Here is a 22,688-nt window from a genome sequence, read left to right on the forward strand (position 1 = left end):
AGGGAATGCTGGTGTGACGGCCCGTTCGATCGGCTTTGCATTGGGCGCAATCGCGCTCCTGCTCTCGACCCTCGTACCGCTCCCAGCAGGGATGAGCCGCGAGGCGATGATCGTCGCCGGGCTCGTCGTGCTGATGGCCGCATGGTGGATGACCGAGGCGCTGCCGCTCACCGCGACCGCGCTGATGCCGTTTCTCGTCCTGCCCTTTGCCGGAGTGATGAACGCGCGCGAGACCGCGAGCGCCTATTACTCTCCGATCCTTTTCCTGCTCCTGGGTGGTGCATTCATCGCGCTCGCCATCGAACGGACGGGGCTGCACAAGAGGCTCGCACTCGCGATCCTCAATGCTCTGCACGGTCGCGGCGGACAGACGGGATTGCTGCTTGCCTTCATGATTGCGGCAGCCATCCTCTCGATGCTGATATCGAACACGTCCACCGCACTCATCATGATGCCGATGGCGATGGCCGTGCTCGCTGGTGCCGGCCTTGCCGCCGACGAGCGTGAGGGCCTCGCGGGAGCGCTTCCGATGGGGATTGCCTTTGCCGCGAGCATCGGCGGGCTCGGGACGCTTGTCGGTTCGCCCACCAATGCGATCGCCGTCGGCCTGCTCGACACAATGATCGGCGCACAGATCAGCTTCGCCCAGTGGACGCTCTACGGCTTGCCGATCGTATTTCTGGGGGTGCCGCTCGCCGCTTACCTGATCTCCAAGATACAGCACGTCTCGGCCCACCCTTTCGATGTCGAGGCGGCGCGTGCGGCCATCGTGGACGAGACACCGATGGGTACGCCCGAACGCCGCCTCATGGTGGTCGTTGGGATCACTTTCCTCGCATGGATGACGCGGCTGCTGGTCGCGCCCTACCTTCCCGAAGGATCGTGGACCGACGGCACGATCGCCATCATCGCAAGCCTCGCGCTGTTTCTGCTGCCCGACGGCACCGGACGCCCCCTTCTCCTCTGGAAAGAAGCCGACCGCGCGCCTTGGGGCGTGATCATGATGTTCGGCGGCGGCTTGGCGCTTGCAGCGGGAATGGGCGCGAGCGGCCTTGCCGAATGGCTCGGCAATGCGCTGCTTCCGCTCGAGGCCTGGCCGCTGTTCCTCGTCGCGATCGCGGTGGTAGCCATGGTGGTGCTGATCACCGAGTTCGCCAGCAATGTCGCAACAGCCAGCGCAATCATTCCCGTGGTCGCGGCGCTGGTGGTCGCGCTCGGTGTCGATCCGGTGCTGCTCGCCATGCCGGCCGCGCTTGCCGCGAGCTGGGGCTTCATGCTGCCTGCAGGCACCGGCCCCAATGCCATCGCATGGTCGACCGGACGCATCCAGATCGAGCGCATGGTGAAGGCCGGCCTCCTGCTCGATCTGGTCGGGATATTCATGATCGTGGCGGTCGTCTGGGGCATCGCAGCGATCGTCTGACGCGCGGTTTTCCTACCTAGGAGCGAAGCGGTATCGCGTGGGCCATGACCTGCCCTGCGCCATCTGATCCACATTCGAAAAAGGACTTCCCACACGCCTCCTGCGGTTTCTCTCCAGGACCGTGTTCCATGTGTTCCACCCTGTGGGGATCGTCGCAGTTGAAACCAACTCCGCGCGGGCATATGGGAGAGGCGCAATCCCGCCAGTGGAGAGGCGTTCCTGCGGAGGTTAGGAACGGGGGCCACGTGGCGGTTCTATCGGCTCCCGCCTTCCTGGGAGCGTTATGCAGGAAGGATGCTCCGCAAGATGAGCACTAAGGATATCGACCCCACTTCGCCGCGCATGGCGCCCAAGCGCGAAATCCCCAAGATCAACGGTCGCGAGATGAAGCCCAGCACGCTGATGATGGGTCACGGCTTCGACCCCACGCTTTCGGAAGGCAGCCTCAAGGCTCCGATCTTCCTCACCTCGACCTTCGCATTTCCGAGCGCTGCCGACGGCAAGCGCCACTTCGAAGGCATCACCGGCAAGCGCCCGGGCGGCGCCGACGGCCTCGTCTATTCGCGCTTCAACGCGCCGAACCAGGAGATCCTCGAAGACCGCCTCGCCGTATGGGACGGTGCGGAAGAAGCCCTGTCCTTCTCCAGCGGTATGACCGCGATTGCCGTGCTGCTCCTCGCCGCCTGCAAGACCGGCGACGTGATCGTCCACTCGGGTCCGCTCTATGCGGCTTCGGAAGGCTTCATTGCCAAGACCATGGCGAAGTACGGCGTGACCTTCATCGACTTTCCCGCCGGCGCCAGCCGCGAACAGCTCGACGAGGTGATGACCCGAGCCAAGAAGCTCGCCGAGGAACAGGGCGGCGAAGTGCCGATGATCTACCTCGAAAGCCCGGGCAACCCGACCAACGCGCTCGTCGATATCGAAGCGGTCAAGGAAGCGCGCGATGCGCATTTCGATCCAGACAAATGCTCGATCGCGATCGACAACACCTTCCTCGGCCCGCTGTGGCAGCGCCCGCTCGATCACGGTGCGGACCTCGTGGTTTACTCGCTGACCAAGTATGTCGGCGGCCACTCGGACCTCGTCGCAGGCAGCGTCTCCGGCAAGAAGCGCTTCATCGATGCGATCCGCATGCTGCGCAACACCATGGGCGGTATCTGCGATCCGAACACCGCATGGATGCTGTGCCGCAGTCTCGAGACCGTCGAGCTGCGCATGCAGCGCGCGGGCGAGAATGCGGAGAAGGTCTGCGAATTCCTCGCCAAGCACCCCAAGGTCGAAGGCCTCGGCTATCTCGGCATGATCAAGGATGCGCGCCAGCAGGACATCTATGACCGTCACTGCAAGGGCGCAGGCTCGACCTTCTCGCTGCTCTTGAAGGGCGGCGAGGCCGAATGCTTCCGCTTCCTCGACGCACTCAAGATCGCCAAGCTCGCGGTCAGCCTCGGCGGCACCGAGACGCTGGCAAGCCATCCGGCCTCGATGACCCACCTCTCGGTCGCCGAAGGCCGCCGCGCGGAGCTGGGCATTTCGGACAACCTCGTGCGCATCTCGATCGGCATCGAGGACCCGGACGACCTCATCGCCGACTTCGAACAGGCGCTGGAGGCAGTCTGACCCGCATAGGCTTCCTTGCTTGCGCAGACACCCTGCCGGGGGACGGCCCCCGGCGGGGTGATGCTTTCGAGCATGATATCGAGGTGAATGCCCTGCGCCCCGCTTTCGAAGAGGCGGGGCTTGAGCTGATAGAGATCGACTGGCGCGCGCCGATCGAGGACTTCGCCGATATCGCGCTCGTCCTGCTCGGAACCGCGTGGGACTATCAGGATCACCCCCGCGAGTTCCTAGCCAAGCTGGACGCGCTGGAAGAGCGCGGCGTCACGGTCTGCAATCCTTCCAAGGTCGTGCGGTGGAACAGCGAGAAGCGCTATCTGCGCGCACTCGAACAAGGCGGAGCGGCCACCGTACCGACACTCTGGCTCGACGATGCCGGACAGGGCGATATCGTCGCGGCGATGGGCAGGTTCGGCACCGATCGCGTGGTCGTGAAGCGCCAGGTCGGGGCCGGCGGCCTCGGACAATTCAGCTTCAGCCGCGACAATCTGCCCGCGCAGGACTGGACAATGGGCCGCCCCTGCATGGTTCAGCCCTTCCTCCCCAGCATCATCGAGGAAGGCGAATACACTTTCGTCTTCATCGACGGCGAATTCAGCCACGGCGTATCGAAACGCGCAGGCCCCGGCGAATACCGTATCCAGTCGCTCTACGGAGGATATGAGCGCGACTACGATCCTGAACCGCATGATCTGGACAAGGCGCGGAAAGTCGTCGCGGCCCTACCTTTCGACGATCTGCTCTATTGCCGGATCGACATGGCAAGGCTGCCCTCGGGCGAGCTCGCGGTGATGGAGGCCGAGGCGATCGAGCCCTATCTCTATCCCGAGCAGGGACCCGACTTGGGGAAACGTCTGGCGGAGGCTATCGTCTCCCGCCTCTAGGAGAGACGGGCATGGCGGGTAAGGTATTCCTGGTTATTGGCGCGGGGGCCGGCATCGGTGGGCACGCGGCGGCGCGGTTCGCGCGAGGTGGCTACCACGCCGTTCTGGCTCGGCGGTCCGACGAGGAGGGGCTGGCGAAGCTGGTCTCGCAGATCGAGGACGCGGGCGGGAAAGCGTCCGGCACGCTGCTCGATGCGTCGGCGGACGGGACTATCGAGGAGCTGGTCGAGCGGACCGAGAGCGAGATCGGCCCTATCGATACCGTGCTCTACAACCTGGGTGCGCAGATCGGGAACCGCACGCTGGAGAACACGCCGCATCGCACCTTCGAGCTTGGCTGGCGGCTTGGCTGCTTCGGTCTTTTCCGCCTCGCCCATGCGGTCACACCCCGCATGGTCGAGCGTGGCAAGGGCAACATACTCGTCACCTCGGCGACCGCCGCGGTGCGTGGGAATGAAGGGCAGCACAGCCATGCCGCGGCGATGGGCGGAAGGCGGATGCTGTGCCAGACGCTGAACGCCGAATTCGGACCGCAAGGGGTTCATGTCGCCCATATCGTGGTCGACGGATCGGTCGATGCGCCCGACACTCTGGGCAAGCTACTGGGTGATCGCTTCGAGGGCTACAAGGCGTCGAAAGGCGAGGACGGTGTCATCGATCCGGCTGCCGTTGCCGAGACCTTCTGGCATCTCGCAAACCAGCCGCGCAATTGCTGGACGCACGAGCTCGACCTCAGGCCATTCAGCGATGTGGCATGGTGGAACGACAATCCCGATCCGAAGATCGCGACCTGATCGCCTAGGCGAGTTCGAGGACCTGCTGGGCTGCCGGGCTCAGCTTGTGCATGTAGCGAATGCCTGCCTCGTTACCGCGGACCCAGACGACCTGACCGGCGAATTCGTTCTTCTCGTCGATCTCGAAAAAGATGGTCGCGCCCTTGTTGACGGCGGAGTCGAACAGCTCGATCCGGCATCCGGTATGCGAGATATCGCAAAGCAGTGCCTGCGCCCTGCGAACCGGGACGCGGCAATTGAGGACGATGTTGGTCCCCTGTCGATTGTTTGCACGAACCTGCATAAAGCCTCCGAGATGAGACCAGACATACGCGAGAATTAAAAAAAGCGGTTAACGGATGCTTGTCGGAGAATTTTTTGACAAGGCGGGCGATTGTCAGCCCTTCCACTCGCGCCGTTCTTCGGCCGATTTCAGTACTTCATAGGCCAGCTGGTACTTCTGGAATTGCTCGGCCGCTTCCTCGTCGCCGGGTTTCTTGTCGGGATGGACGGCCTTCGCCTTGACCCGCCAGGCTTTCTTAATCGCGGTGAAATCGGCGTCCGCTTCCAGTTCGAGGATTTCGAGTGCGCGCATTTCGTCCGCGCTGCGCGATCCGTCTCCCGAACCGCCCCAGCCATAATGCTGCGCCTCGGCATAGCCGGCATTCTCGGCCTTTTCGGACTTGGCGCGCGCTTCCTTCTCCGCCTTGTCGAGGCCTTCGAAGTAGTCCCACTTGGAATTGTATTCGGCCGCATGCTTCTGGCAGAAATACCAGCGCTCCGGGCTGTTGGGTGACTTCGGAGCCGGGCAATCGCCTTTCTCCTCACAACCGTGGCGGTCGCACAGGCGCACTGTCGCGGCCTCGCGCCCCTCGTCATAGCCACGCCAGCGGGGAAAGCCCCAGTCGTTGGAACGACGGGCCTTAGGCATATTCTGCGGGTCCAGAAGTCGTTGGTCGAGCCGGCATCGCGGTCAATCTAGGGATGCTGGCGTGTCGTGCAAGCTTGTGCGAACCAGTTTCAAATCGAAATGTTGCATTGCAAACATTGTTTAACGAATAGCGATCTACAGGTCCCGTCATGAGCAAACAGCTTAGTCTTTCCGCGACGCTCGCCGTGCTGAGCATGTCGATCTTCGCGCTTTCGACCAGTTTCGCGGGCATGGGCCATTCCGATGCAGAGCGTAGCGCGCGCGTCAACCACGCCGCGGTGTTCGACATCAGCATCGCCCAGTAAGCGAACCAGAGGGGCGCGGCGCAAGGCAGGCCCCTCCAGCACATCAGATCAGTTGATGGTGATCGTCGCGGCGCGGCGGTTCTGTGCCCACGCGTTCTCGTTCGAACCGAGTGCAACCGGGCGCTCCTTGCCGAAGCTGACGGTGCGGATGCGGCTCGACGGGATGCCCAGCGACACGAGATAGTTCTTCGCCGCATTGGCACGACGCTCGCCGAGTGCGAGGTTGTATTCGCGCGTACCGCGTTCGTCGGTGTGGCCTTCGATAGTGAAGTTCACCTGCGGGTACTGGCTGAAGTACTGCGCCTGCGTCTGCAGCTTGGCGCTGTCTTCGGCATCGATGTTGTAACGGTCGGTGTCGAAGTAGACGACTGTATTCGCCTGGCCGACGGCCGCCATGAAGTGCTCCATGCTGCCGACGGCAGGGCCGGTCGGCGTAGAGGCAGGTGCCGGCGTCGCAGTGGCCTGCGGTGCGGGCGGAAGCTCTTCGGGTGCCTTCTTCTGGCAGGCTGCCAGGGCGAGAGCGGAGGTGAGCATTACAGCAGTTGCAACACGGGTATTCATGATGCTGTCCCCTTATAAACAGCGGTGGAAATCGGTTTGCCCCCGATTTTTGGAGCGCGCGCCCGACAGTTCGGGTGCGCCCCCTTTTTTCGTCCCCACGAAATCTTGAATGCTTTTACGGCAGGATCGGTCCCCATGCCGGGTCCGAAGCGTCGACCGGCGTGGGCAGGCGACGCTCGTTATCGCCGGTCAGGTCGACCTGCCAGAGCGAGGTCGCACCGGTATTGCGCGCCGTGCGGAAGAACTGGATGATACGGCCGTTTGGCGCCCAGGTCGGAGCCTCGTCCTGCCAGCCGTTGGTCAGCTTGCGGAAACCGCGACCACTGGGGTTCATCACGGCCACGTTGAAGTCACCGGCAATGTGCGTGAAGGCGATTTGGTCGCCGCGCGGGCTCCATTCGGGCGTCGCCGAGCGGCCACCGAAGAACGACAGGCGGCGCTGGTTGGAGCCATCGGCGTCCATGACGTAGATCTGCTGGCTGCCCGATCGGTCGCTCTCGAACACGATACGGCTCCCGTCGGGCGAATAGGAACCGCCGATGTCGATACCGGGCGTATCGGTGAGGCGTTCGCTGCGCCCGCCATTCGCCGATACGCGGTAGATATCGGTATTCCCACCCACAGCCATCGAATAGAGGATCCAGCGGCCATCGGGGCTCCAGCGCGGGGCGAAGGTCGGGTTGTCGCTCTGCGTGACCAGCGTCTGGCGGCCGGTGCCGATATCGTAGACGTAGATACGTGGGTTGCCATCGACGTAGCTGAGATAGACCAGCTGCTTGTAGTCGGGCGAATAGCGCGGCGTGAGCGCGGTCGAGCGGCCCGTGGTAATGAAGCGGTGGTTCGCGCCGTCGCTGTCCATGATAGCGAGGCGCTTGGTGCGGTTATCCTTGGGGCCGGTCTCGGCGATGTAGGCGATACGGCTGTCAAAGAACGGGCTTTCGCCGGTCAGGCGCGCATAGATCAGGTCCGAGCACTTGTGCGCCGCGCGGCGCCAGTCGGCCGGCGAGACCACCCAGCCCTCGGCGACGAGCCGCTGCTGCAGCGCCATGTCGTAAAGATAGCAGCCGACAGTCAGCCGATCGTCGCTGCGCGCGCGGACATAACCGTGCACCAGCATCTCCGCACCGCGCACACCCCAGGTCGACCAGACCGGATCGGTGATGTTGTCGTAGCTCGGGCGCGGCAGGCTGTCGGGGCCGGTCGGCTTGAAGAGGCCGTTGTTACGCAGATTCTGCCGTAATCACCCGGGCAAGCTCGACGCCGAGAGCCTCAGTGCCATTGGCATTTGCGGGAGTGGCCGTATTGCGGTCGGTCGCGAAGGCGGGGATCGCGATTCCCAGATCGTCGAGATTACCCTCGAAGCTGACCGAGCCGGTCAGGCCCTGCTCTTCCTCGATCGTCTCGACATCCTGGCCCTCGGCCATAGGCTCACCCAGGTCCTGGTTCTGAGCGGCAAGCGGCGCTGCCACGAATGCGAGCGTCACGATCAGGGCTTTTTTCATTGTGCTAGTCTCCAGTCGAAGCCGAAGGGTCCTACCACCTTCCAGGCCTCGTAATACTCTTCAGGCAAATCGAATGGGGCAGCCAGTTGCACGGCTCGGATGGCCTGTTCGCCATGGCGACTGGCCTGCGCCCGGTTTGTGTCGTTGATGCCGGTCTGCCTCACGACTGTGGGGCGGCCGGCGAGCGTTCCGTCGGCATTGAGACGGAAGCGGAGGAAAGTGGTAATCTGCTCGACATCTGGCCCCGCGGGAGGCTGCCAGTGCGGCTTGATTTCCCGGGCGATGGCCTGGACGAGCGATGCCTTGGTGCTCGCACCGATCTGCGATGCGGGCGTGCGCGTCTCGTTCGTCGTGGTGCTGCCCCCCGACCCGGCAAGGAAGTTGTCACCGATGAGCGAGCCACGCGGCTTTTGGGTGGGCTGCGCTTCCGGCTGTCGGCGCGGTATCTGCTGGCGCGGGGCGGCGTCGCGCGTCGACGGTCGCTGGACGACAGGCTGGCTCGGCGCTTCGAGCGGTTCCGGAACGGGAGCCGGCGTATCGGCGAGTTCGGGTGCGATGGCTGCGCGGCTTTCGGGCACCGGATCGGGCGCTGTATCCTCCAGCCCGACATCCTCCGCAAGGCTCACCGTCATACGCTCGGTTCGCGGGATGGGCGGCGCGGGAAACAGTGCCTGGATGGTGATGGCAGCCAGCAACAGCAAATGCAGCGCGAGGGCCACGATCAGCCCCGTGCGCTCATCTCCATGTATGCCAAGCCTCTCCATGCTGACTGGCTATTCCTCGGAAGGTGAACCGGCGTTGACCGATGCTCCGGTCCCGCCACTGTTCGTTACGAGCGAAATGCGATTGAGGCCCGCACGGTTGAGCTCGCCCATGACCGCCATGACACGGCCATAGTCGAGGCTTCGATCTGCGCGCAGGGTGATGTCGGGACCCTCACCGACGCGCGGGATGGCCTCGAGCGCCCCCGGCAAGCCGCCGACGGGCACCTGAGTATCGTCGATATAGACATAGCCTTCGCTATCGATGCTGATCGACACCTGCTGCGCATCCTGTGGCAGCGCATCGGCGCGGCTGTCGGGCAGCTGGATCGGGACGCCCGCGGTCAGCAGCGGCGCGGTGACCATGAAGATGATCAGAAGCACCAGCATCACGTCGACGAAAGGCGTGACGTTGATTTCCGACATGGGTCGCCGTCCGCCGCGTCCCCTGCGGCGGCGCGTGCCTTTGCCGGAGCCGAGGGCCATCGCCATGTCAGCGCTGCTCCAGCTGGCGGCTGAAGCTCGCGTTCAGCTTGTCGGAGAAACGCCCGAGCCTGCTCTCGAAGCGGTCAACGTCATTACTGAAGCGGTTGTAGGCGATCACCGCCGGAATAGCTGCGAACAGACCGATGGCGGTCGCGAAGAGTGCTTCCGAGATACCCGGCGCCACCACCGCCAGCGAGCTCGATTCCTGCGCGCCGATCTGGAAGAAGCTGTTCATGATGCCCCAGACGGTGCCGAACAGGCCCACGAAAGGCGCCACCGAGCCGACCGTCGCGAGGAAGTTCAGCCGCTCCGAAATGTCGTCGGCCTCCTGTGCGATCTGGCTGTCCATGGCATTCGCGATCCGTCCGCGCACACCTTCGCGGTCGCGGATCTCGGCCTTGACCGAACGGCGCCATTCCGAAACGCCGGCCTGAGCCACGCGCGCCGAGGGGATGTCGCGATTGCCGCGCTCCGACATGAAGCGGTCGAAGCTTTCGGCCTGCCAGAACTCGCTTTCATAGTCGCGGGTCGCCGCCCGAAGCTTGCGCATACGCAGACTGAAGGAAACGATGATCATCCACACCCAGATGCTTGCGAGGATGAGCCCGAGCATGACCGCCTGGACCACGATATCCGCGTCGAAGAAAAGCTTGAGCGGGTCGAGTCTGGTCGGCGCACTGATTGCGAGAAGGGACTGTGTAATCATCGATCCTCTGTCGAACTGACGAAGCGCGCGAATGCCTCGCGCCATTCTTCGGGCTGGCGGATGGGCCGGCCGCTGGGTGAAACGAAACCGACGCGCAGGTGCGCCTCGGCAAGCAGTTCATCGCCCCGGAATGCCTTCTGGTGCATCCGGCACGATGCCGCCTTGAGCTCGGTGCAGCGCGTCTCGATCAATACATCGTCGTCGAGCTTAGCGGGGCGCAAATACTTGAGGTTAATCTCGGAAACGGCATAGGCGCCGCCGCCGTCCTCGATCGCGGCACGCTGGTCGATCTCGAGCCGCCGCAGCAGGTCGGAGCGGGCCCGCTCGAACCAGCGCAGGTAGTTCGCGTGATAGGTGATGCCCGAAAGATCAGTGTCTTCGTAATAGACACGCACGGCATAGAGGTGGCGGTCGCCGTCAATGATACCGTCGGGGGGATTGGGCAATGACATCTGGCGAGGCTCTAGCGCAGCGCGGATTCTGCTGCAAAGCCGCCTTTCGGCTTGGCTACATGAACGGCGGCGAAACGAGTCTGGCGTGCGACGAAACTATCGCCGCGCGATCATAGGGCCGAGCGGCTGGCCGCCGAATATGTGGACGTGGAGGTGCGGGACTTCCTGCCCGCCATGTGCGCCGATATTGGCCATCATCCGGTAACCGGGCTCGACCAGCCCCTTGTCGCGGGCGACCTTGCCGACCGCACGGACGAAGCCGGCGATCTCTTCGGGCGGGGCCTTTTCGCTGAAATCGTCCCAGCTGACATAGCGGCCCTTGGGGATCACCAGCGTATGCACCTCAGCCTGCGGATTGATGTCCTCGAATGCATAGGCCCACTCGTCCTCATAGACCTTGGTCGAGGGGATTTCGCCGCGCACGATCTTGGCGAAAATGTTCTCGTCGTCATAGGGCTGGGTCGGATCGATCGGCATCTATTCGCTCCTGCTCGCTTTTTCTTCCAGGCCCGAAGTGCCCTCGCGCCGGTCGAGCTCGGCCATGACATCGGCGAGCGGGATGTCCTTAATCTGCAAAAGCACGAGCAGGTGCATCAGCAGATCGGCACTCTCGGCAACCAGTTCCTCGCGGTCGTCGCCCATCGCGGCGATGACGGTCTCGACCGCCTCCTCGCCCACTTTCTGCGCGATCTTGGGAAGGCCTTTGGATTTGAGCTTCGCCACGTAGCTCTTGTCGGGCGAGGCGACCATGCGCTGGGCAATCGTCTTTTCGAGGCGTGTAAGCGTATCCATCGGCACCGTCTGAGCGATCAGCCGCGCGCAGGCAAGCCCGCCGCACGCAGAGCGCGGTGCGCTTCGCCGATCGAGTGCTGGCCGAAGTGGAAGATCGAGGCGGCGAGCACGGCGCTCGCATGCCCTTTTGTGACGCCTTCGACGAGATGTTCGAGCGTGCCCACGCCGCCGCTGGCGATGACGGGCACAGAGACGCTGTCAGCGATCGCCCGCGTCAATTCGAGGTCGTAACCCTGCTTGGTCCCGTCGCCATCCATCGAGGTGACGAGCAGCTCGCCAGCGCCGAGTTCGGCCAGCTTCATCGCATGCTCGACCGCGTCGATGCCGGTCGGCTTGCGCCCGCCATGGGTGAAAATTTCCCAGCCACGAAAACCCTCGCCCTCGGTCTTGGCGCGCGCGTCGACGCTCGCCACCACGCACTGGCTGCCGAACTTGTCGGCGATTTCGCGCACGAGCTCGGGCCGCGTGACGGCTGCGCTGTTCACCGCGACCTTGTCGGCTCCCGCAAGCAGCAGCTCGCGCGCATCCTCGACACTGCGGACACCGCCGCCAACAGTCAGCGGCATGAAACATACCTCGGCCGTGCGCCGGACCATGTCGAGCAGCGTGCCGCGGCCTTCGTGGCTCGCGGAAATGTCGAGGAAACAGAGTTCGTCCGCACCCGCCCGGTCATAGGCCTGTGCCTGTTCGACCGGATCGCCCGCATCCTTGAGGTCGACGAAATTAACGCCCTTCACCACGCGCCCATCGGCAACGTCGAGACAGGGTATGACGCGGATACGGACTGTCATTCCTCGCGCCCCGCAATTGCCAGCGCAGCTGCAAGGTCCAGCCGCCCGTCGTAGAGCGCGCGGCCGGTGATGACGCCTTCGATGCCTTCCTTTGCATGCAGCTTTAGCACGTGGATGTCGTCGATCCCCTTTACGCCGCCGCTGGCGATCACCGGGATGTCGACACGGCGCGCGAGGTCGACCGTGGCATCGAGGTTGACGCCCTTGAGCAGGCCGTCGCGGCCAATGTCGGTGAAGAGCAGCGCGGCAACGCCTGCATCCTCGAACCGGCGAGCGAGATCGATCACCGGAACGTCGGAAACGTCCGCCCAGCCCTCGGTCGCGACCATCCCGTCTTTCGCGTCGACCGCCACGACCACGCCGCCCTCGAAAGCGCGCGCCATGTCCTTGACGAATTCGGGGTCCTTCAATGCAGCCGAGCCCATGACGACGCGCGAAACGCCGGCGTCGAACCAGCCCTCGACATCCTCGCGCGTGCGGATGCCGCCGCCTAGCTGGACATGGCCGGGAAAGGCCTCGACGATCTGCTCGACCGCTGCGCGATTGCGCGCAGCACCGGCGAAGGAGCCGTCCAGATCGACCACGTGCAGATGCCCGGCGCCTGCCTCGGCAAACAGCTTGGCCTGCTCGGCGGGGTCGTCGCCATAGACGGTGGCGCGGTCCATATCGCCCTCGGCAAGGCGCACCACCTGGCCGCCCTTGAGGTCGATTGCGGGAAATACGATCACGGTTTCCACTCCAGGAAGCGGGACAAGAGGGTGAGCCCGTAGCTCTGGCTCTTTTCGGGATGGAATTGCACGCCGAGGATATTGTCGCGGCCGACCGCTGCGACGAGCCCTCCGCCATGGTCGGTCATCGCCAGCACGTCCTGCCCGCTCCTTGCGTGGAAGTGGTAGGAGTGGAGGAAATAGGCTTCGCCCGGCTCGATCACGCGGTGCATCTTGGCATGCGGCGTCATCGCCACGTCGTTCCAGCCCATATGAGGGACCTTCACGCTGGTGTCGGTCGGCTTGATCAGCCTGACCTCGCCTTCGATCCAGTCGAGACCGGCTGTCTCGCCATGTTCGAGGCCGCGCGTGGCGAGCAGCTGCATCCCCACGCAAATGCCTAAGAAAGGCGCGCCGCCGACGAAAACCCGTTCGCGCATCGCCTCGATCACGCCCTTTTCGGCGCGCAGTCCCGATGCGCAGGCGTTGAAGCTCCCCACGCCGGGCAACACAATGCGGTCCGCAGCGCGCAGCACGTCGGGATCCGCGGTCACGGTAACCTTGGCCCCGACCCGCTTCAGCGCGTTTTGTACCGAATGCAGGTTGCCCGCGCCGTAGTCTACGAGCGCGATAACCTCAGCCACCAAGCTGTCCCTTCGTGCTGGGTATCGCGCCGCCCTTGCGAGGGTCGACTTCGCAGGCGATCCGCATCGCGCGGGCAAAGCCCTTGTAAATCGCTTCGCAGATGTGGTGGTTGTTGGTGCCGTAGAGCAGCTCGACATGCAGCGTCAGGCCGCAGGTCTGTGCAACCGAGTGAAACCAGTGTTCGATCAGCTCGGTATCCCATTCGCCGAGCTTTTCCTGGCTGAAACCGGCTTTCCACACGAGATAGGGGCGCCCCGAGATATCGAGCGCGACGCGCGCGAGCGTTTCGTCCATCGGTGAATAGGCGCTGCCATAGCGCGTGATGCCGCCCTTGTCGCCGAGCGCCTGTGCAAGCGCCTGGCCCAACGCCAGCGCGCTGTCCTCGGTCGTATGGTGCTGGTCGACATGCAGGTCGCCATCGACCTTCATCGTCACGTCGATCAGCGAATGCTTGGAAAACTGCTCCACCATGTGGTCGAGGAAGCCGATGCCTGTGGCAATGTCATAGCTGCCCGACCCGTCGAGGTTCACCTCGACAAGGATTTTGGTTTCCTCGGTGTTTCGTTCGATACGGCCTGTACGCATGGCGATTGCCTATAGGCGGCTTCCGCGTGCGCGCAAGGAATTGCCGCTTTCGACAGGGTAAAGGCCAGCTTAAACCGCTTGACCCCGGCCCCAAGCAGTTCCACCTATATTGCATGAGCGAAGAAACGCCCGACAGCCTGATCCCATACGACACGATCGTGCAGGAGGCCCTGCGCGCGGTTGTCGGGCGCGTGCTAGGCGAAATCGAGCAGAACGGCAGCGAGTTGCCGGGTGCCCACCACTTTTACATCACGTTCAAGACCCACGCGCCGGGAGTTTCGATCCCCGCAAACCTGCGCGAACGCTTCCCGGACGAGATGACCATCGTCCTGCAGAACAAGTTCTGGGACCTCAACGTGCGCGAAGACGGCTTTTCCGTCGGCCTCTCGTTCAACCAGATCCCCGCAGAGCTCGACATTCCCTACGCGGCGATCACCCAATTCGTTGACCCTGCAGTAGATTTCGGCCTCCAGTTCCAGGCGACGGTTGCCGACATGGCCCCTGCCGAGACCGATGAAGCCGGCAATGACGAGGAACAGGCCGAGCGTGCACCCGTTGAAGGTGCTGAAGACGGCTCGAACGTCGTCACGGTCGATTTCGGCCGTAAGAACTAGAAGGCGCAAGCATCCTTGGCGCCTAAACGGGGGCAGGACATGGGTCTTTCGGCCGAAGACAAAGCCAATCACATCACCGACCGCGCTGCCGACGCGCTCGAGCGCGCGACCGATGACAATCCGGGCAAGCCCGATCCGGTGCCCGGGCCGAGCATCAACCCCTCGACCAATCTGATCATCAACGACATCCTGCTGCGCAGCGTCGGCCGCCTTTCGCGCCAGACGCTCGAAAAGCTGGTCCTGGGACGACAGTACGGCAAGGAATTCGCCAAGGATGCGGTCGAGAACCGCTCGATCATCCACACACTGGCTGCCTATGGCGTAACAAAGGTCGCCACCAAGTCGGTGCCGGGCGCGGTCGCCGTCACAGGAGCGCTTGTGCTCAAGGTCCTCTTCGACCGGAGCCAGTCGCGCCGGCAGGCCCGCAGGAAGGGTCGCAAGATGCTGCGCAAGCAAGCCGATCCGGACAGCATCGCCTGAAAACCTCCACGTGAGGGGTTGATTCGCCCTCGCGCCATGCGCCAACAGCGCTCATGGCCGAATCCACCGACACCCAAGATGATGCCCTCGCTCGCCGAGGCTTGATGTTCATCCTCTCCTCGCCCAGCGGCGCAGGCAAGACGACGATCAGTCGCATGCTTCTCGACGCCGATCCGGCGATCAAGCTCTCGGTCAGTGTGACGACCCGCCCTCCCCGCCCCGGCGAGAAGGACGGCATCCACTACTATTTCGTCGACGACGCCGAGTTCGACCGAATGGTCGAGGAGGACGACTTCTACGAATGGGCACATGTCTTCGGCCATCGCTACGGCACCCCCAAGGGCCGCATCCGTGCCGCGTTGAAGAATGGGCAGGATTTCCTCTTCGACATCGACTGGCAGGGCACGCAGCAGCTGTTCCAGAAGGACCAGCAAGACGTCGTCCGCGTTTTCATCCTTCCGCCCAGCATCGCCGAACTCGAACGCCGGCTTCGCAGCCGGGGCACCGATAGCGAGGAAGTCGTCGAGGCCCGCATGGAGCGCGCCCGCGCCGAAATCAGCCACTGGGACGCTTACGACTACGTGGTCATCAACGAGGATGTGAACGAGTGCTTCGCCAAGGTGCGCGAAATCCTCGATGCCGAACGGATGAAACGCCAGCGCCAGACGGGGCTGATCCCCTTCGTGCGCGAACTGATGAGCTAGGCCGGGCGTTCGGCCATGATGCGCTTGTTGCGCTCCTCCACCAGGCGGAGCGCGCGCATGACCGAGAATTTCTCGTCGGTCCGGCCCTCATGCCCCAATAGCCAGAGCTGCTGGTAGAACCAGTAGATGCCGGCAAATCCGCTGACAGCCTTGATGACCTGGAATCGCTTCAGGAAACCCAGCCAGCCCGGCAGCAGGTCGACGCGGTCCTCGTATCGCGGCAGCTCAGTCGCGCCTTCCATGAGGCGCTTCGGCCCATCCGTCTGGACACAGAGCGGCCTGCCGAGGCCGATCACGTCGGCGGCGCCCATTTCGAGCGCCTGTTCCATTGCCGCGCGGGTCCGGAAACCGCCGGTCACCATCAGGGGTATAGAAACCGCATCCTGCATCGCCTTTGCGAAGTCGACAAAATAGGCTTCGCGTGCAGCCGTCGAGGGGGCGACATTCTGCGTTTCCTCGGCTTCCATGCCCTCGATGCCCATGAGCTTGGGCTGCTCGTAGGTGCCGCCAGATATCTCGATCAGGTCGACCGAGGCTGCCTCGAGCCACTGGACGACCTGCAGGCTATCTTCAAAGTCGAAACCGCCTTTCTGGAAGTCGGCGCTGTTGAGCTTGACCGAGATCGGGAAGTCCGGCCCTACCGCCTCGCGCACAGCGGCAACTATCTCGAGCAGGAAGCGCGCGCGGTTCTCAAGGCTGCCACCGTATTCGTCGTCGCGCCGGTTTACTCGTGGGCTGAGGAATTGCGAGACGAGATAGCCATGCGCGCCGTGCACCTGCACGCCAGTGAAGCCTGCTTCCTTGCAGGCCTTGGCCGCCACAGCCCACCGCTGCACGAGATCGGCGATCTCTTCCTTGGTCAGCGGAACGGGCTGGCCGAACTGGCCGCCCGGCAGTGCGAGCGCGACGTCGGAAGAAGACTTTGGAGAAGGATTGACCAGCTTCTGCGTCTGGCGACCGCCATGGCTGATCTGGGCCCAGAGGTGATTGCCCGCGCGCGTCCCCGTTTTGGCCCAGGCGGCAAGGCGTTCGGCCATGTCCGCGTCGGGTTCACGATCGATGATGACGTTGCCGGGTCGCTCAAGGTGGTCCTTGTCGACAATGATGTTCCCGGTCAGCAGCATGCCCGAACCGCCATCGGCCCAGATGCCGTAGAGCCGCTCCAGTTCAGGCGTCGGTCGACCGTCGGGCGTCGCCATCCCTTCGGTCATGGCGCCCTTGGCGATGCGATTGGGAAGCGTCGCCCCGCAGGGAAGGACGAGTGGATCGGAAAGCTTCGCCATGTTCGTCCCCCCTAGAAGGTGTGATCAGCGACCGCCGGCGGGATCGGCAAAGTGGGTCGGCAGATGCGCGTTCACGATCCCGCCATCGACGGTCAGCGTTTCGCCAACCGTATAATCGCCCGCACGGCTGGCGAGGTAGACCGCGCTTCCGCCCATGTCATACTTGTCGCCAACGCGCTTGTTCGGGATTCCCGCAGCGCTTTCTGCTTCCATGTCGCGCGCGACCTTGTTCATGTTCGAAGGGAAGGCGCCGGGCGCGATGTTCGACATGTAGATGTGGTCCTTCACCAGCCGGGCAGCCATGCGGCGCGTCAGGTGGATAAGCGCGGCCTTCGAGGCCTGGTAGGAATAGGTCTCCCAAGGGTTGATCCGCTGGCCGTCGACCGAGGTGATGTTGATCACCTTGCTCGGCTTGTCCGGGCTGGCATTGGCGGTCAGCAGGCCGTGGAGCTTCTGGGTCAGGAAGAACGGGGTCTTGACGTTGAGGTCCATGACCTTGTCCCAACCCGCCTCGGGGAAGTCGAGATATTCCGCGCCCCAGGCAGCGCCTGCATTGTTGACGAGGATATCGAGCCGATCTTCCTTCGAAGAGATCTCCGCGACCAATTCGTCGATGCCTTCGAGCGTCGAGATGTCACCCTGGATCGGGACCACACGCTCGCCGAGTTCCTCCGCGGTTTCGTGCAGTTCGCCGCCCTTGCGCGCGGTTATGTAGACCCGCTCGCATCCCGCGGCGAGGAAGCCTTCGACGATCATGCGGCCGATGCCGCGGCTGCCGCCCGTCACGAGCGCAATGCGGCCCTTGAGGCTGAACATATCTTCAAGTGTCATTGTCTCTCTCCCGCTCAGTAGCCGCTCATCTCGGCCACCCGGCCTGCGTGGTAGTACATGTCGCCAAGGAACTCCTGCAGCGCACGATCGCGCTTCATGTAGAGGCCGATGTCGTATTCGTCGGTCATGCCGATGCCGCCGTGCATCTGGACGCCTTCCTTGACAGCAAGACCGGCAGCCTTGGCAACCTTCGCCTTCGCGACGCTGGCCATGAGGTCGGCCTTTTCGCTGTCCCCGTCGAGGAGCTGGGCTGCCTTGATCGTGACGGCCCGGGCGATCTCGACTTCCGAATAGAGGTGCGCAGCGCGGTGCTGCAGCGCCTGGAATTCGCCGATCAGTTTGCCGAACTGCTTGCGCTGCTTGAGGTAATCGACGGTCATGTCCATCGCGCCGCTGGCAACGCCGACGCCTTCGGCCGCGGCGCCGACACGGCCCGCCATGAGCATGGCATTGAGCACCTCGCGTCCACCATCGACTTCGCCGATCACGGCATCGCCGTCGAGTTCAACACCGTCGAAAGTGACGTGACTTGCCATCGAACTGTCGACGAGGCGCACGCTGTCATGGCTCATGCCGCTGGCATCCTGCGGCACTGCGAAAAGCGTAATGCCGTCGGCATCGCTGTCGCTGCCCGAAGTACGCGCGGCGACGACGATCATCTCGCTCGACGCGCCATAGACCACGAAGTCCTTCTTGCCCGACAGCCTGAAGCCGTTGCCCGACTTCTCCGCCTTGCAAGCGATCGTCTCGGGACGGTGCTTCGCGCCCTCGTCGATCGCGACTGCATAGACCTTCTCGCCTTCGATCAGGCCCGGCAGCCAGCGGCCACGGACATCGTTACTGCCGTGCTTTAGCGCGGTCGCTGCGAGCACAGAAGAGGACAGGAAAGGCGACGGGGTAAGATTGCGCCCGATATTCTCGAGCACGATGCCTGCTTCGACATTACCCATGCCGAGCCCGCCGTCGTCCTCGTCCACCAGCATGCCGGTGAAGCCCATTTCGGCAAACTGCTTCCACAAGCCGTGGCCGAAGCCGTCCTTGCAATCGCGGTCGCGCCAGTGGCGCAACTGCTTGGCGATCGCGCCCTCCTCGGACATGAACTGCTGCGCGGTTTCGGCCAACATCGCCTGGTCGTCGTCGTAATAAAGAGGCATCGATCAGGCTCCCGGCAGGTCGAGGATACGCTTCGAGATGACGTTGAGCATGACTTCGCTCGTGCCACCCTCGATCGAATTGGCCTTGGTGCGCAGCCAGTTGCGCGCTGGCTTGCCGCCACTGGTCTCGTCGCTCTCCCATTCGAGAGCGCGGCTGCCGCCGGCCGCCATCATCAGCTCGTGACGGCGCTTGTTCAGCTCGGTTCCGGCGTATTTCATCATGTTCGGCTGTGCCGGATGGCCCTTGCCGACCTTCATCTCGTCGAGGAACTTCTCGCCCATGGCGGTGTATGCCAGCGCGTCGACATCGAACATCGCGAGCTCTGCACGCAGGACGGCATCGAGTTCCCCGGCATTGCGCTTCATCGCAGCGCCAATGGCTGCCGTACGGTCGCCGCCGCCGGCACCCGAGATCATCTCGCGTTCGTGGCCGAGCAGGTACTTCGCAACGTCCCAGCCGCGATTGATCTCGCCCACGTAGCCGGGGCAATCCTCTCCATAGCTCTTGGGCACCTTCACATCGTCGAAGAAGGTCTCGCAGAACGGGCTGCTGCCGCTGATTAGCTTGATAGGCTTGGTCGAGACGCCATCGCCCGCCATGTCGAACAGCATGAAGGTGATGCCCTGGTACTTGTTCTGCTTGTCGGTACGAACGAGGCAGAAAATCCAGTCGGCTTCATCGGCGTAAGACGTCCAGATCTTCTGCCCGTTGACGATCCAGTGGTCGCCCTCGTCTTCGCCGAAGGTCTGCATCGATACGAGGTCCGAGCCCGAGCCCGGCTCGGAATAGCCCTGGCACCAGCGGATTTCTCCATTGGCGATCTCGTTGAGGAAGCGCTTCTTCTGGCCTTCAGTGCCGAAGTGGAGCAGCGCCGGGCCGAGCATCCAGATGCCGAAGCTGGAGAGCGGCGGGCGCGCGCCGATGCGCGACATTTCCTGGCGCAGGACCTTGCCTTCCGCCGGGCTGAGGCCGGCGCCGCCATATTCGGTTGGCCACTCGGGAACGGTGTAGCCCTTGTCGCGGCAGACCTCGAACCATGCCTTTTGCGCATCGTTCTTGAAGGTCGCGTTGCGGCCGCCCCAGTAGATGTCCGCTTCGTCGCGAACGGGCTTGCGCATTTCGGATGGGCAGTTGGCTTCGAGCCACTCGCGCGTCTCGGCGCGGAAGGCTTCCAGATCGGACATGACCGACTCCTCTCAATTCTCCTCGGTTGACGTTTACGTTAGGGTGATTCGGGCGGGTCTCGCAAGGGCGATCATGACGAGGCGCGATGCCGTAGCGTCAGCCGGTTTGCGTTGACGTAAGGGGCAGCGCGCCTAAGCTTGGTGCCGAGGATTCCCGGGAGAGAGACATGCGATTCAGTGGCAAGACCGTGGTCATTACCGGTGCGGCATCCGGGATCGGCGCGGAGACCACGCGCCTGTTCGCGAGCGAGGGAGCGACCGTCTTCACTTCCGACATCGACGATGCCGGCGGCAAGGCGCTGGAAAGTGAGACAGAAGGCGATGTCCGCTATCGCCATTGCGACGTCTGCTCGACCGATGACATCCGCAAACTGATGGACGGCGCGGCGGAGGAGACCGGCGGGATCGACGTCGTCTTCAACAATGCCGGGGCTGGCGGGGCGCGTCCTGATATCTCCGAAATCGAACCCGACGAGTGGGACCGCACGATGGACCTGCTGCTGCGATCGGTGGCCATGGGCATCCGCTATGCCGTGCCGCACATGAAGGGCCGCAAGGGCGCGAGTATCGTCAATGTCTCCAGCGTTGCAGCAGTCGGACCGGGCTATTCCCCGACCGCCTACGCGGTCGCCAAGGCGGGCGTGCTCCACCTCACCAAATGCGCGGCCACCGATCTCGCGCAACACGGCATCCGCGTGAACGCGATCCAGCCGGGTTTCATCAACACCAATATCTTCACCTCTTCGCTGGATGTGCCCGAAGAGATGGTGAGCATGGCCAAGGCGGCCATCGCCCAGATGTCGTCCAACGCACAGCCGGTCATGCGCGGCGGCCAGCCGCGCGACATTGCCGAGGCGGTGGCGTTTCTCGCGAGCGATGCGGCAGGCTTCATGACTGGGGCATCGATGCTGGTGGACGGCGGCATCACGCTCGGTCCGCGGCATAGTTGGGACCCTGAAACGCCGGGCATGTTCGAAGCGCTCGAGGCGATGGAGAAACAGGCCCAGGGCCAGACCTGATGGCATTCGTTTCGGGCCCCATCCCCCAGCGGCTCAAGATCATACACGGCTTCGGCGCTGTAGCGTTCGGAGTGAAGGACAGCGGCTTTTCCTTTTTCCTGCTGCTCTACTACAGCCAGGTCCTCGGCATGGACGCGGGCACAGTCAGCCTGGCGCTGCTACTGGCCCTCCTCTTCGATGCGGTGATCGACCCGATCCTCGGCAATCTGTCCGACCGCACCTATTCGCGGTGGGGCCGGCGACTGCCATGGCTCTACGCAGCTCCGATACCGCTGGCTGTCGCTTGGGTGATGCTGTGGTCGCCGCCGACCAGCGGGACGCCGACCTTCGGCGAACTACTGACAATCGCGATAGTCGTTCGCGTCTTGCTCTCAGCATGCGAGGTTCCCTCCGTCAGCCTCGTGCCCGAAGTGACCAGCGACTATGACGAGCGCACCACGCTGTTCCGTTACCGCTTCCTGTCGGGCTGGCTCGGCGGATTGCTGATGATGGTTCTGGCATACTTGGTGTTCATGCCGGGCCCGGACGGCCTGCTGCAGCCCGAGGGATATGTCCCCTTTGGCATCTTCGGTGCTTTCCTTATCGTCCTGTCCGTCATCGGATCGGCAGCCGGGCAGCACCGGATCATAGCGCATCTTCCCGAGCACAAGCCGCCCCCTTTCTCGCTCCGCATCGCCTTCCACGAGATCTTCCAGGCATTCTCGGAAAAGTCGTTCCTGATCTTCGCTGCGGGCGGCCTCGCTGCCTACGTCAGCCAGGGCATGACCTTCTCGATCACCAACTACCTGAACCTTTTCGTCTGGCAGCTCGATCGGACGGAGCTGGTGTTCTACCCTGTAACGCTCTTCCTGTCGGTGATCGTCATGTTCGTGCTCGTCGGCCCGATGCACCGGCGGTTCGGCAAGCCTATGAGCGCGGTCATCGGTGCGCTCACCAGCGTTACTTTGATGGCGATCCCCTACGTGCTCCTCCTGATGGGCGCTTGGCCCGAGGTTGGAACCCTGCCCTCCACCTTCGGTTTTTTCGCCTTCCTGCTGGTCTCGAACACTCTGGGCGTCGTCATGATGATCTCTGCCACCAGCATGATCGCCGAAATCGTAGAGGCGTTCGAGGAACGCACCCACCGCCGCGCGGAAGGCGCATTCTATTCGGGCAACTGGCTTGTCCAGAAATGCGCCACGGGCTTCGGCATCTTCCTGACCGGCCAGATCATTTCGTGGTCGCAGCTTGCCCCGGGTATCGAGCCGGGCGCCGTTGAGCCCGAAGTCGTTCGCGACATGGTGATGTACTACATCGCCTTCAGCGTCGTGCTCGCAGGTATCGCGGCCTACTGGCTCGGCAATTTCCCCATCAGCCGCGAAGAGCATGAGGCCCGGGTCGAAACGCTGGAAAAACGCCGCAAGGAAGCGCTCGACGCAGCTGCACGTGGAGACATCGACGCCGGAACGATCGTTCCGTGACACGGATCGGAACCTAATCCCTTGGCTTGGAACGCGC

The 22,688-nt window shown here is 63.5% G+C and carries 27 protein-coding genes and 1 pseudogene; 10 read left to right on the forward strand and 18 right to left on the reverse strand.

From position 1 onward, the window contains the following. The first annotated feature begins 13 nt into the window (after positions 1-13). From ACZ1G8_RS03970 to ACZ1G8_RS03985, 4 genes are all read left to right on the forward strand, one after another. Entirely contained in the window at positions 14-1,423 is a 1,410-nt protein-coding gene (locus ACZ1G8_RS03970; protein ID WP_472680496.1) for an SLC13 family permease, read from the forward strand. Positions 1,424-1,729: 306 nt separating this feature from the next. Beyond that, on the forward strand, positions 1,730-3,043 hold the full coding sequence (locus ACZ1G8_RS03975; protein WP_472680497.1) for a cystathionine gamma-synthase family protein: 1,314 nt from the start codon (positions 1,730-1,732) through the stop codon (positions 3,041-3,043). An 83-nt stretch (positions 3,044-3,126) separates the two neighbouring features. Then, positions 3,127-3,924 carry an ATP-grasp domain-containing protein gene (locus ACZ1G8_RS03980; RefSeq protein WP_472680498.1) on the forward strand — a complete coding sequence of 266 codons (798 nt, stop codon included), beginning with the start codon at positions 3,127-3,129 and terminating at the stop codon, positions 3,922-3,924. An 11-nt stretch (positions 3,925-3,935) separates the two neighbouring features. Next, positions 3,936-4,718 (forward strand): SDR family NAD(P)-dependent oxidoreductase, encoded by a 783-nt coding sequence (locus ACZ1G8_RS03985; protein WP_472680499.1) that lies wholly within the window; start codon positions 3,936-3,938, stop codon positions 4,716-4,718. Positions 4,719-4,722: 4 nt separating this feature from the next. Here ACZ1G8_RS03985 and ACZ1G8_RS03990 read toward each other — a convergent pair whose 3' ends face one another. Together ACZ1G8_RS03990 and ACZ1G8_RS03995 are read right to left on the reverse strand one after the other, a co-directional pair. Then, positions 4,723-5,001 carry a PilZ domain-containing protein gene (locus ACZ1G8_RS03990; protein WP_221427655.1) on the reverse strand — a complete coding sequence of 93 codons (279 nt, stop codon included), beginning with the start codon at positions 4,999-5,001 and terminating at the stop codon, positions 4,723-4,725. A 93-nt stretch (positions 5,002-5,094) separates the two neighbouring features. Continuing rightward, a complete protein-coding gene (locus ACZ1G8_RS03995; RefSeq protein ID WP_472680501.1) occupies positions 5,095-5,628 on the reverse strand; it encodes a J domain-containing protein in 534 nt (177 codons plus the stop codon). Between the two features lie 149 nt (positions 5,629-5,777). On the opposite strand from ACZ1G8_RS03995, the gene ACZ1G8_RS04000 reads away from it, so the two are divergent. Then, the gene (locus ACZ1G8_RS04000; RefSeq protein ID WP_221554396.1) at positions 5,778-5,933 is read left to right on the forward strand and encodes a hypothetical protein; all 156 of its coding nucleotides are present in this window, start codon (positions 5,778-5,780) and stop codon (positions 5,931-5,933) included. Positions 5,934-5,981: 48 nt separating this feature from the next. Here ACZ1G8_RS04000 and pal read toward each other — a convergent pair whose 3' ends face one another. The 12 genes and pseudogenes from pal to hisB form a co-directional block, all read right to left on the reverse strand. Then, the gene (pal, locus tag ACZ1G8_RS04005) at positions 5,982-6,494 is read right to left on the reverse strand and encodes a peptidoglycan-associated lipoprotein Pal (protein WP_472680502.1); all 513 of its coding nucleotides are present in this window, start codon (positions 6,492-6,494) and stop codon (positions 5,982-5,984) included. A 115-nt stretch (positions 6,495-6,609) separates the two neighbouring features. Continuing rightward, positions 6,610-7,996, reverse strand: a pseudogene (gene tolB / locus ACZ1G8_RS04010) (Tol-Pal system beta propeller repeat protein TolB). Next, positions 7,993-8,715, reverse strand: a complete 723-nt coding sequence (locus tag ACZ1G8_RS04015) for an energy transducer TonB (protein WP_472680503.1) — start codon at positions 8,713-8,715, stop codon at positions 7,993-7,995. Before ACZ1G8_RS04015 ends, tolB begins: the two are co-directional and overlap by 4 nt. Positions 8,716-8,769: 54 nt before the next feature. Beyond that, complete coding sequence (locus tag ACZ1G8_RS04020) at positions 8,770-9,249, reverse strand: ExbD/TolR family protein (RefSeq protein WP_472680504.1); 480 nt, start codon at positions 9,247-9,249, stop codon at positions 8,770-8,772. 1 nt (position 9,250) lies between these two features. Beyond that, on the reverse strand, positions 9,251-9,949 hold the full coding sequence (gene tolQ / locus ACZ1G8_RS04025) for a protein TolQ (protein WP_472680505.1): 699 nt from the start codon (positions 9,947-9,949) through the stop codon (positions 9,251-9,253). After that, positions 9,946-10,401, reverse strand: coding sequence for a YbgC/FadM family acyl-CoA thioesterase (locus ACZ1G8_RS04030; protein WP_472680506.1), 456 nt, complete (start codon positions 10,399-10,401; stop codon positions 9,946-9,948). Before ACZ1G8_RS04030 ends, tolQ begins: the two co-directional genes overlap by 4 nt. A 96-nt stretch (positions 10,402-10,497) precedes the next feature. After that, the gene (locus tag ACZ1G8_RS04035; protein WP_472680507.1) at positions 10,498-10,878 is read right to left on the reverse strand and encodes a histidine triad nucleotide-binding protein; all 381 of its coding nucleotides are present in this window, start codon (positions 10,876-10,878) and stop codon (positions 10,498-10,500) included. Beyond that, positions 10,879-11,193 carry a phosphoribosyl-ATP diphosphatase gene (locus ACZ1G8_RS04040; protein ID WP_472680508.1) on the reverse strand — a complete coding sequence of 105 codons (315 nt, stop codon included), beginning with the start codon at positions 11,191-11,193 and terminating at the stop codon, positions 10,879-10,881. It abuts the gene before it with no gap. Between the two features lie 17 nt (positions 11,194-11,210). Then, the gene (gene hisF / locus ACZ1G8_RS04045) at positions 11,211-11,984 is read right to left on the reverse strand and encodes an imidazole glycerol phosphate synthase subunit HisF (RefSeq protein ID WP_472680509.1); all 774 of its coding nucleotides are present in this window, start codon (positions 11,982-11,984) and stop codon (positions 11,211-11,213) included. Then, complete coding sequence (gene hisA, locus ACZ1G8_RS04050) at positions 11,981-12,712, reverse strand: 1-(5-phosphoribosyl)-5-[(5-phosphoribosylamino)methylideneamino]imidazole-4-carboxamide isomerase (protein WP_472680510.1); 732 nt, start codon at positions 12,710-12,712, stop codon at positions 11,981-11,983. Before hisA ends, hisF begins: the two co-directional genes overlap by 4 nt. Beyond that, positions 12,709-13,335: an imidazole glycerol phosphate synthase subunit HisH gene (gene hisH, locus ACZ1G8_RS04055; RefSeq protein ID WP_472680511.1), complete on the reverse strand. Its 627-nt coding sequence runs from the start codon at positions 13,333-13,335 to the stop codon at positions 12,709-12,711. The genes hisA and hisH overlap by 4 nt, the downstream gene beginning before the upstream one ends. Next, positions 13,328-13,921: an imidazoleglycerol-phosphate dehydratase HisB gene (gene hisB, locus ACZ1G8_RS04060; RefSeq protein ID WP_221427641.1), complete on the reverse strand. Its 594-nt coding sequence runs from the start codon at positions 13,919-13,921 to the stop codon at positions 13,328-13,330. The genes hisH and hisB overlap by 8 nt, the downstream gene beginning before the upstream one ends. A 113-nt stretch (positions 13,922-14,034) precedes the next feature. Between hisB and ACZ1G8_RS04065 the strand changes: the two genes are divergently transcribed. Genes ACZ1G8_RS04065 through gmk form a run of 3 tightly spaced genes read left to right on the forward strand, consistent with a single transcriptional unit; the run spans position 14,035 to position 15,719 of the window. Beyond that, positions 14,035-14,535, forward strand: coding sequence for an SspB family protein (locus ACZ1G8_RS04065; RefSeq protein ID WP_472680512.1), 501 nt, complete (start codon positions 14,035-14,037; stop codon positions 14,533-14,535). A gap of 39 nt (positions 14,536-14,574) precedes the next feature. Next, positions 14,575-15,015: a hypothetical protein gene (locus tag ACZ1G8_RS04070; RefSeq protein WP_472680513.1), complete on the forward strand. Its 441-nt coding sequence runs from the start codon at positions 14,575-14,577 to the stop codon at positions 15,013-15,015. A 53-nt stretch (positions 15,016-15,068) separates the two neighbouring features. Continuing rightward, positions 15,069-15,719 (forward strand): guanylate kinase, encoded by a 651-nt coding sequence (gene gmk, locus ACZ1G8_RS04075; protein WP_472680514.1) that lies wholly within the window; start codon positions 15,069-15,071, stop codon positions 15,717-15,719. Here gmk and ACZ1G8_RS04080 read toward each other — a convergent pair. The 4 genes from ACZ1G8_RS04080 to ACZ1G8_RS04095 are packed head-to-tail and all read right to left on the reverse strand — an operon-like array spanning position 15,716 to position 20,172. Next, positions 15,716-17,002, reverse strand: coding sequence for an NADH:flavin oxidoreductase/NADH oxidase family protein (locus tag ACZ1G8_RS04080; protein WP_472680515.1), 1,287 nt, complete (start codon positions 17,000-17,002; stop codon positions 15,716-15,718). The genes gmk and ACZ1G8_RS04080 overlap by 4 nt on opposite strands. 24 nt (positions 17,003-17,026) lie before the next feature. Then, positions 17,027-17,833 (reverse strand): SDR family oxidoreductase, encoded by an 807-nt coding sequence (locus ACZ1G8_RS04085; RefSeq protein WP_472680516.1) that lies wholly within the window; start codon positions 17,831-17,833, stop codon positions 17,027-17,029. Positions 17,834-17,847: 14 nt separating this feature from the next. Beyond that, positions 17,848-18,987 carry an acyl-CoA dehydrogenase family protein gene (locus tag ACZ1G8_RS04090; protein ID WP_472680517.1) on the reverse strand — a complete coding sequence of 380 codons (1,140 nt, stop codon included), beginning with the start codon at positions 18,985-18,987 and terminating at the stop codon, positions 17,848-17,850. 3 nt (positions 18,988-18,990) lie between these two features. After that, positions 18,991-20,172 carry an acyl-CoA dehydrogenase family protein gene (locus ACZ1G8_RS04095; RefSeq protein WP_472680518.1) on the reverse strand — a complete coding sequence of 394 codons (1,182 nt, stop codon included), beginning with the start codon at positions 20,170-20,172 and terminating at the stop codon, positions 18,991-18,993. Between the two features lie 167 nt (positions 20,173-20,339). On the opposite strand from ACZ1G8_RS04095, the gene ACZ1G8_RS04100 reads away from it, so the two are divergent. Together ACZ1G8_RS04100 and ACZ1G8_RS04105 are read left to right on the forward strand one after the other, a co-directional pair. Then, positions 20,340-21,191, forward strand: a complete 852-nt coding sequence (locus tag ACZ1G8_RS04100) for an SDR family NAD(P)-dependent oxidoreductase (RefSeq protein ID WP_472680519.1) — start codon at positions 20,340-20,342, stop codon at positions 21,189-21,191. Beyond that, positions 21,191-22,651, forward strand: coding sequence for an MFS transporter (locus ACZ1G8_RS04105; RefSeq protein WP_472680520.1), 1,461 nt, complete (start codon positions 21,191-21,193; stop codon positions 22,649-22,651). The genes ACZ1G8_RS04100 and ACZ1G8_RS04105 overlap by 1 nt, the downstream gene beginning before the upstream one ends. Positions 22,652-22,688: the final 37 nt, after the last annotated feature.

Source organism: Qipengyuania sp. BR81-2 (assembly GCF_055693895.1).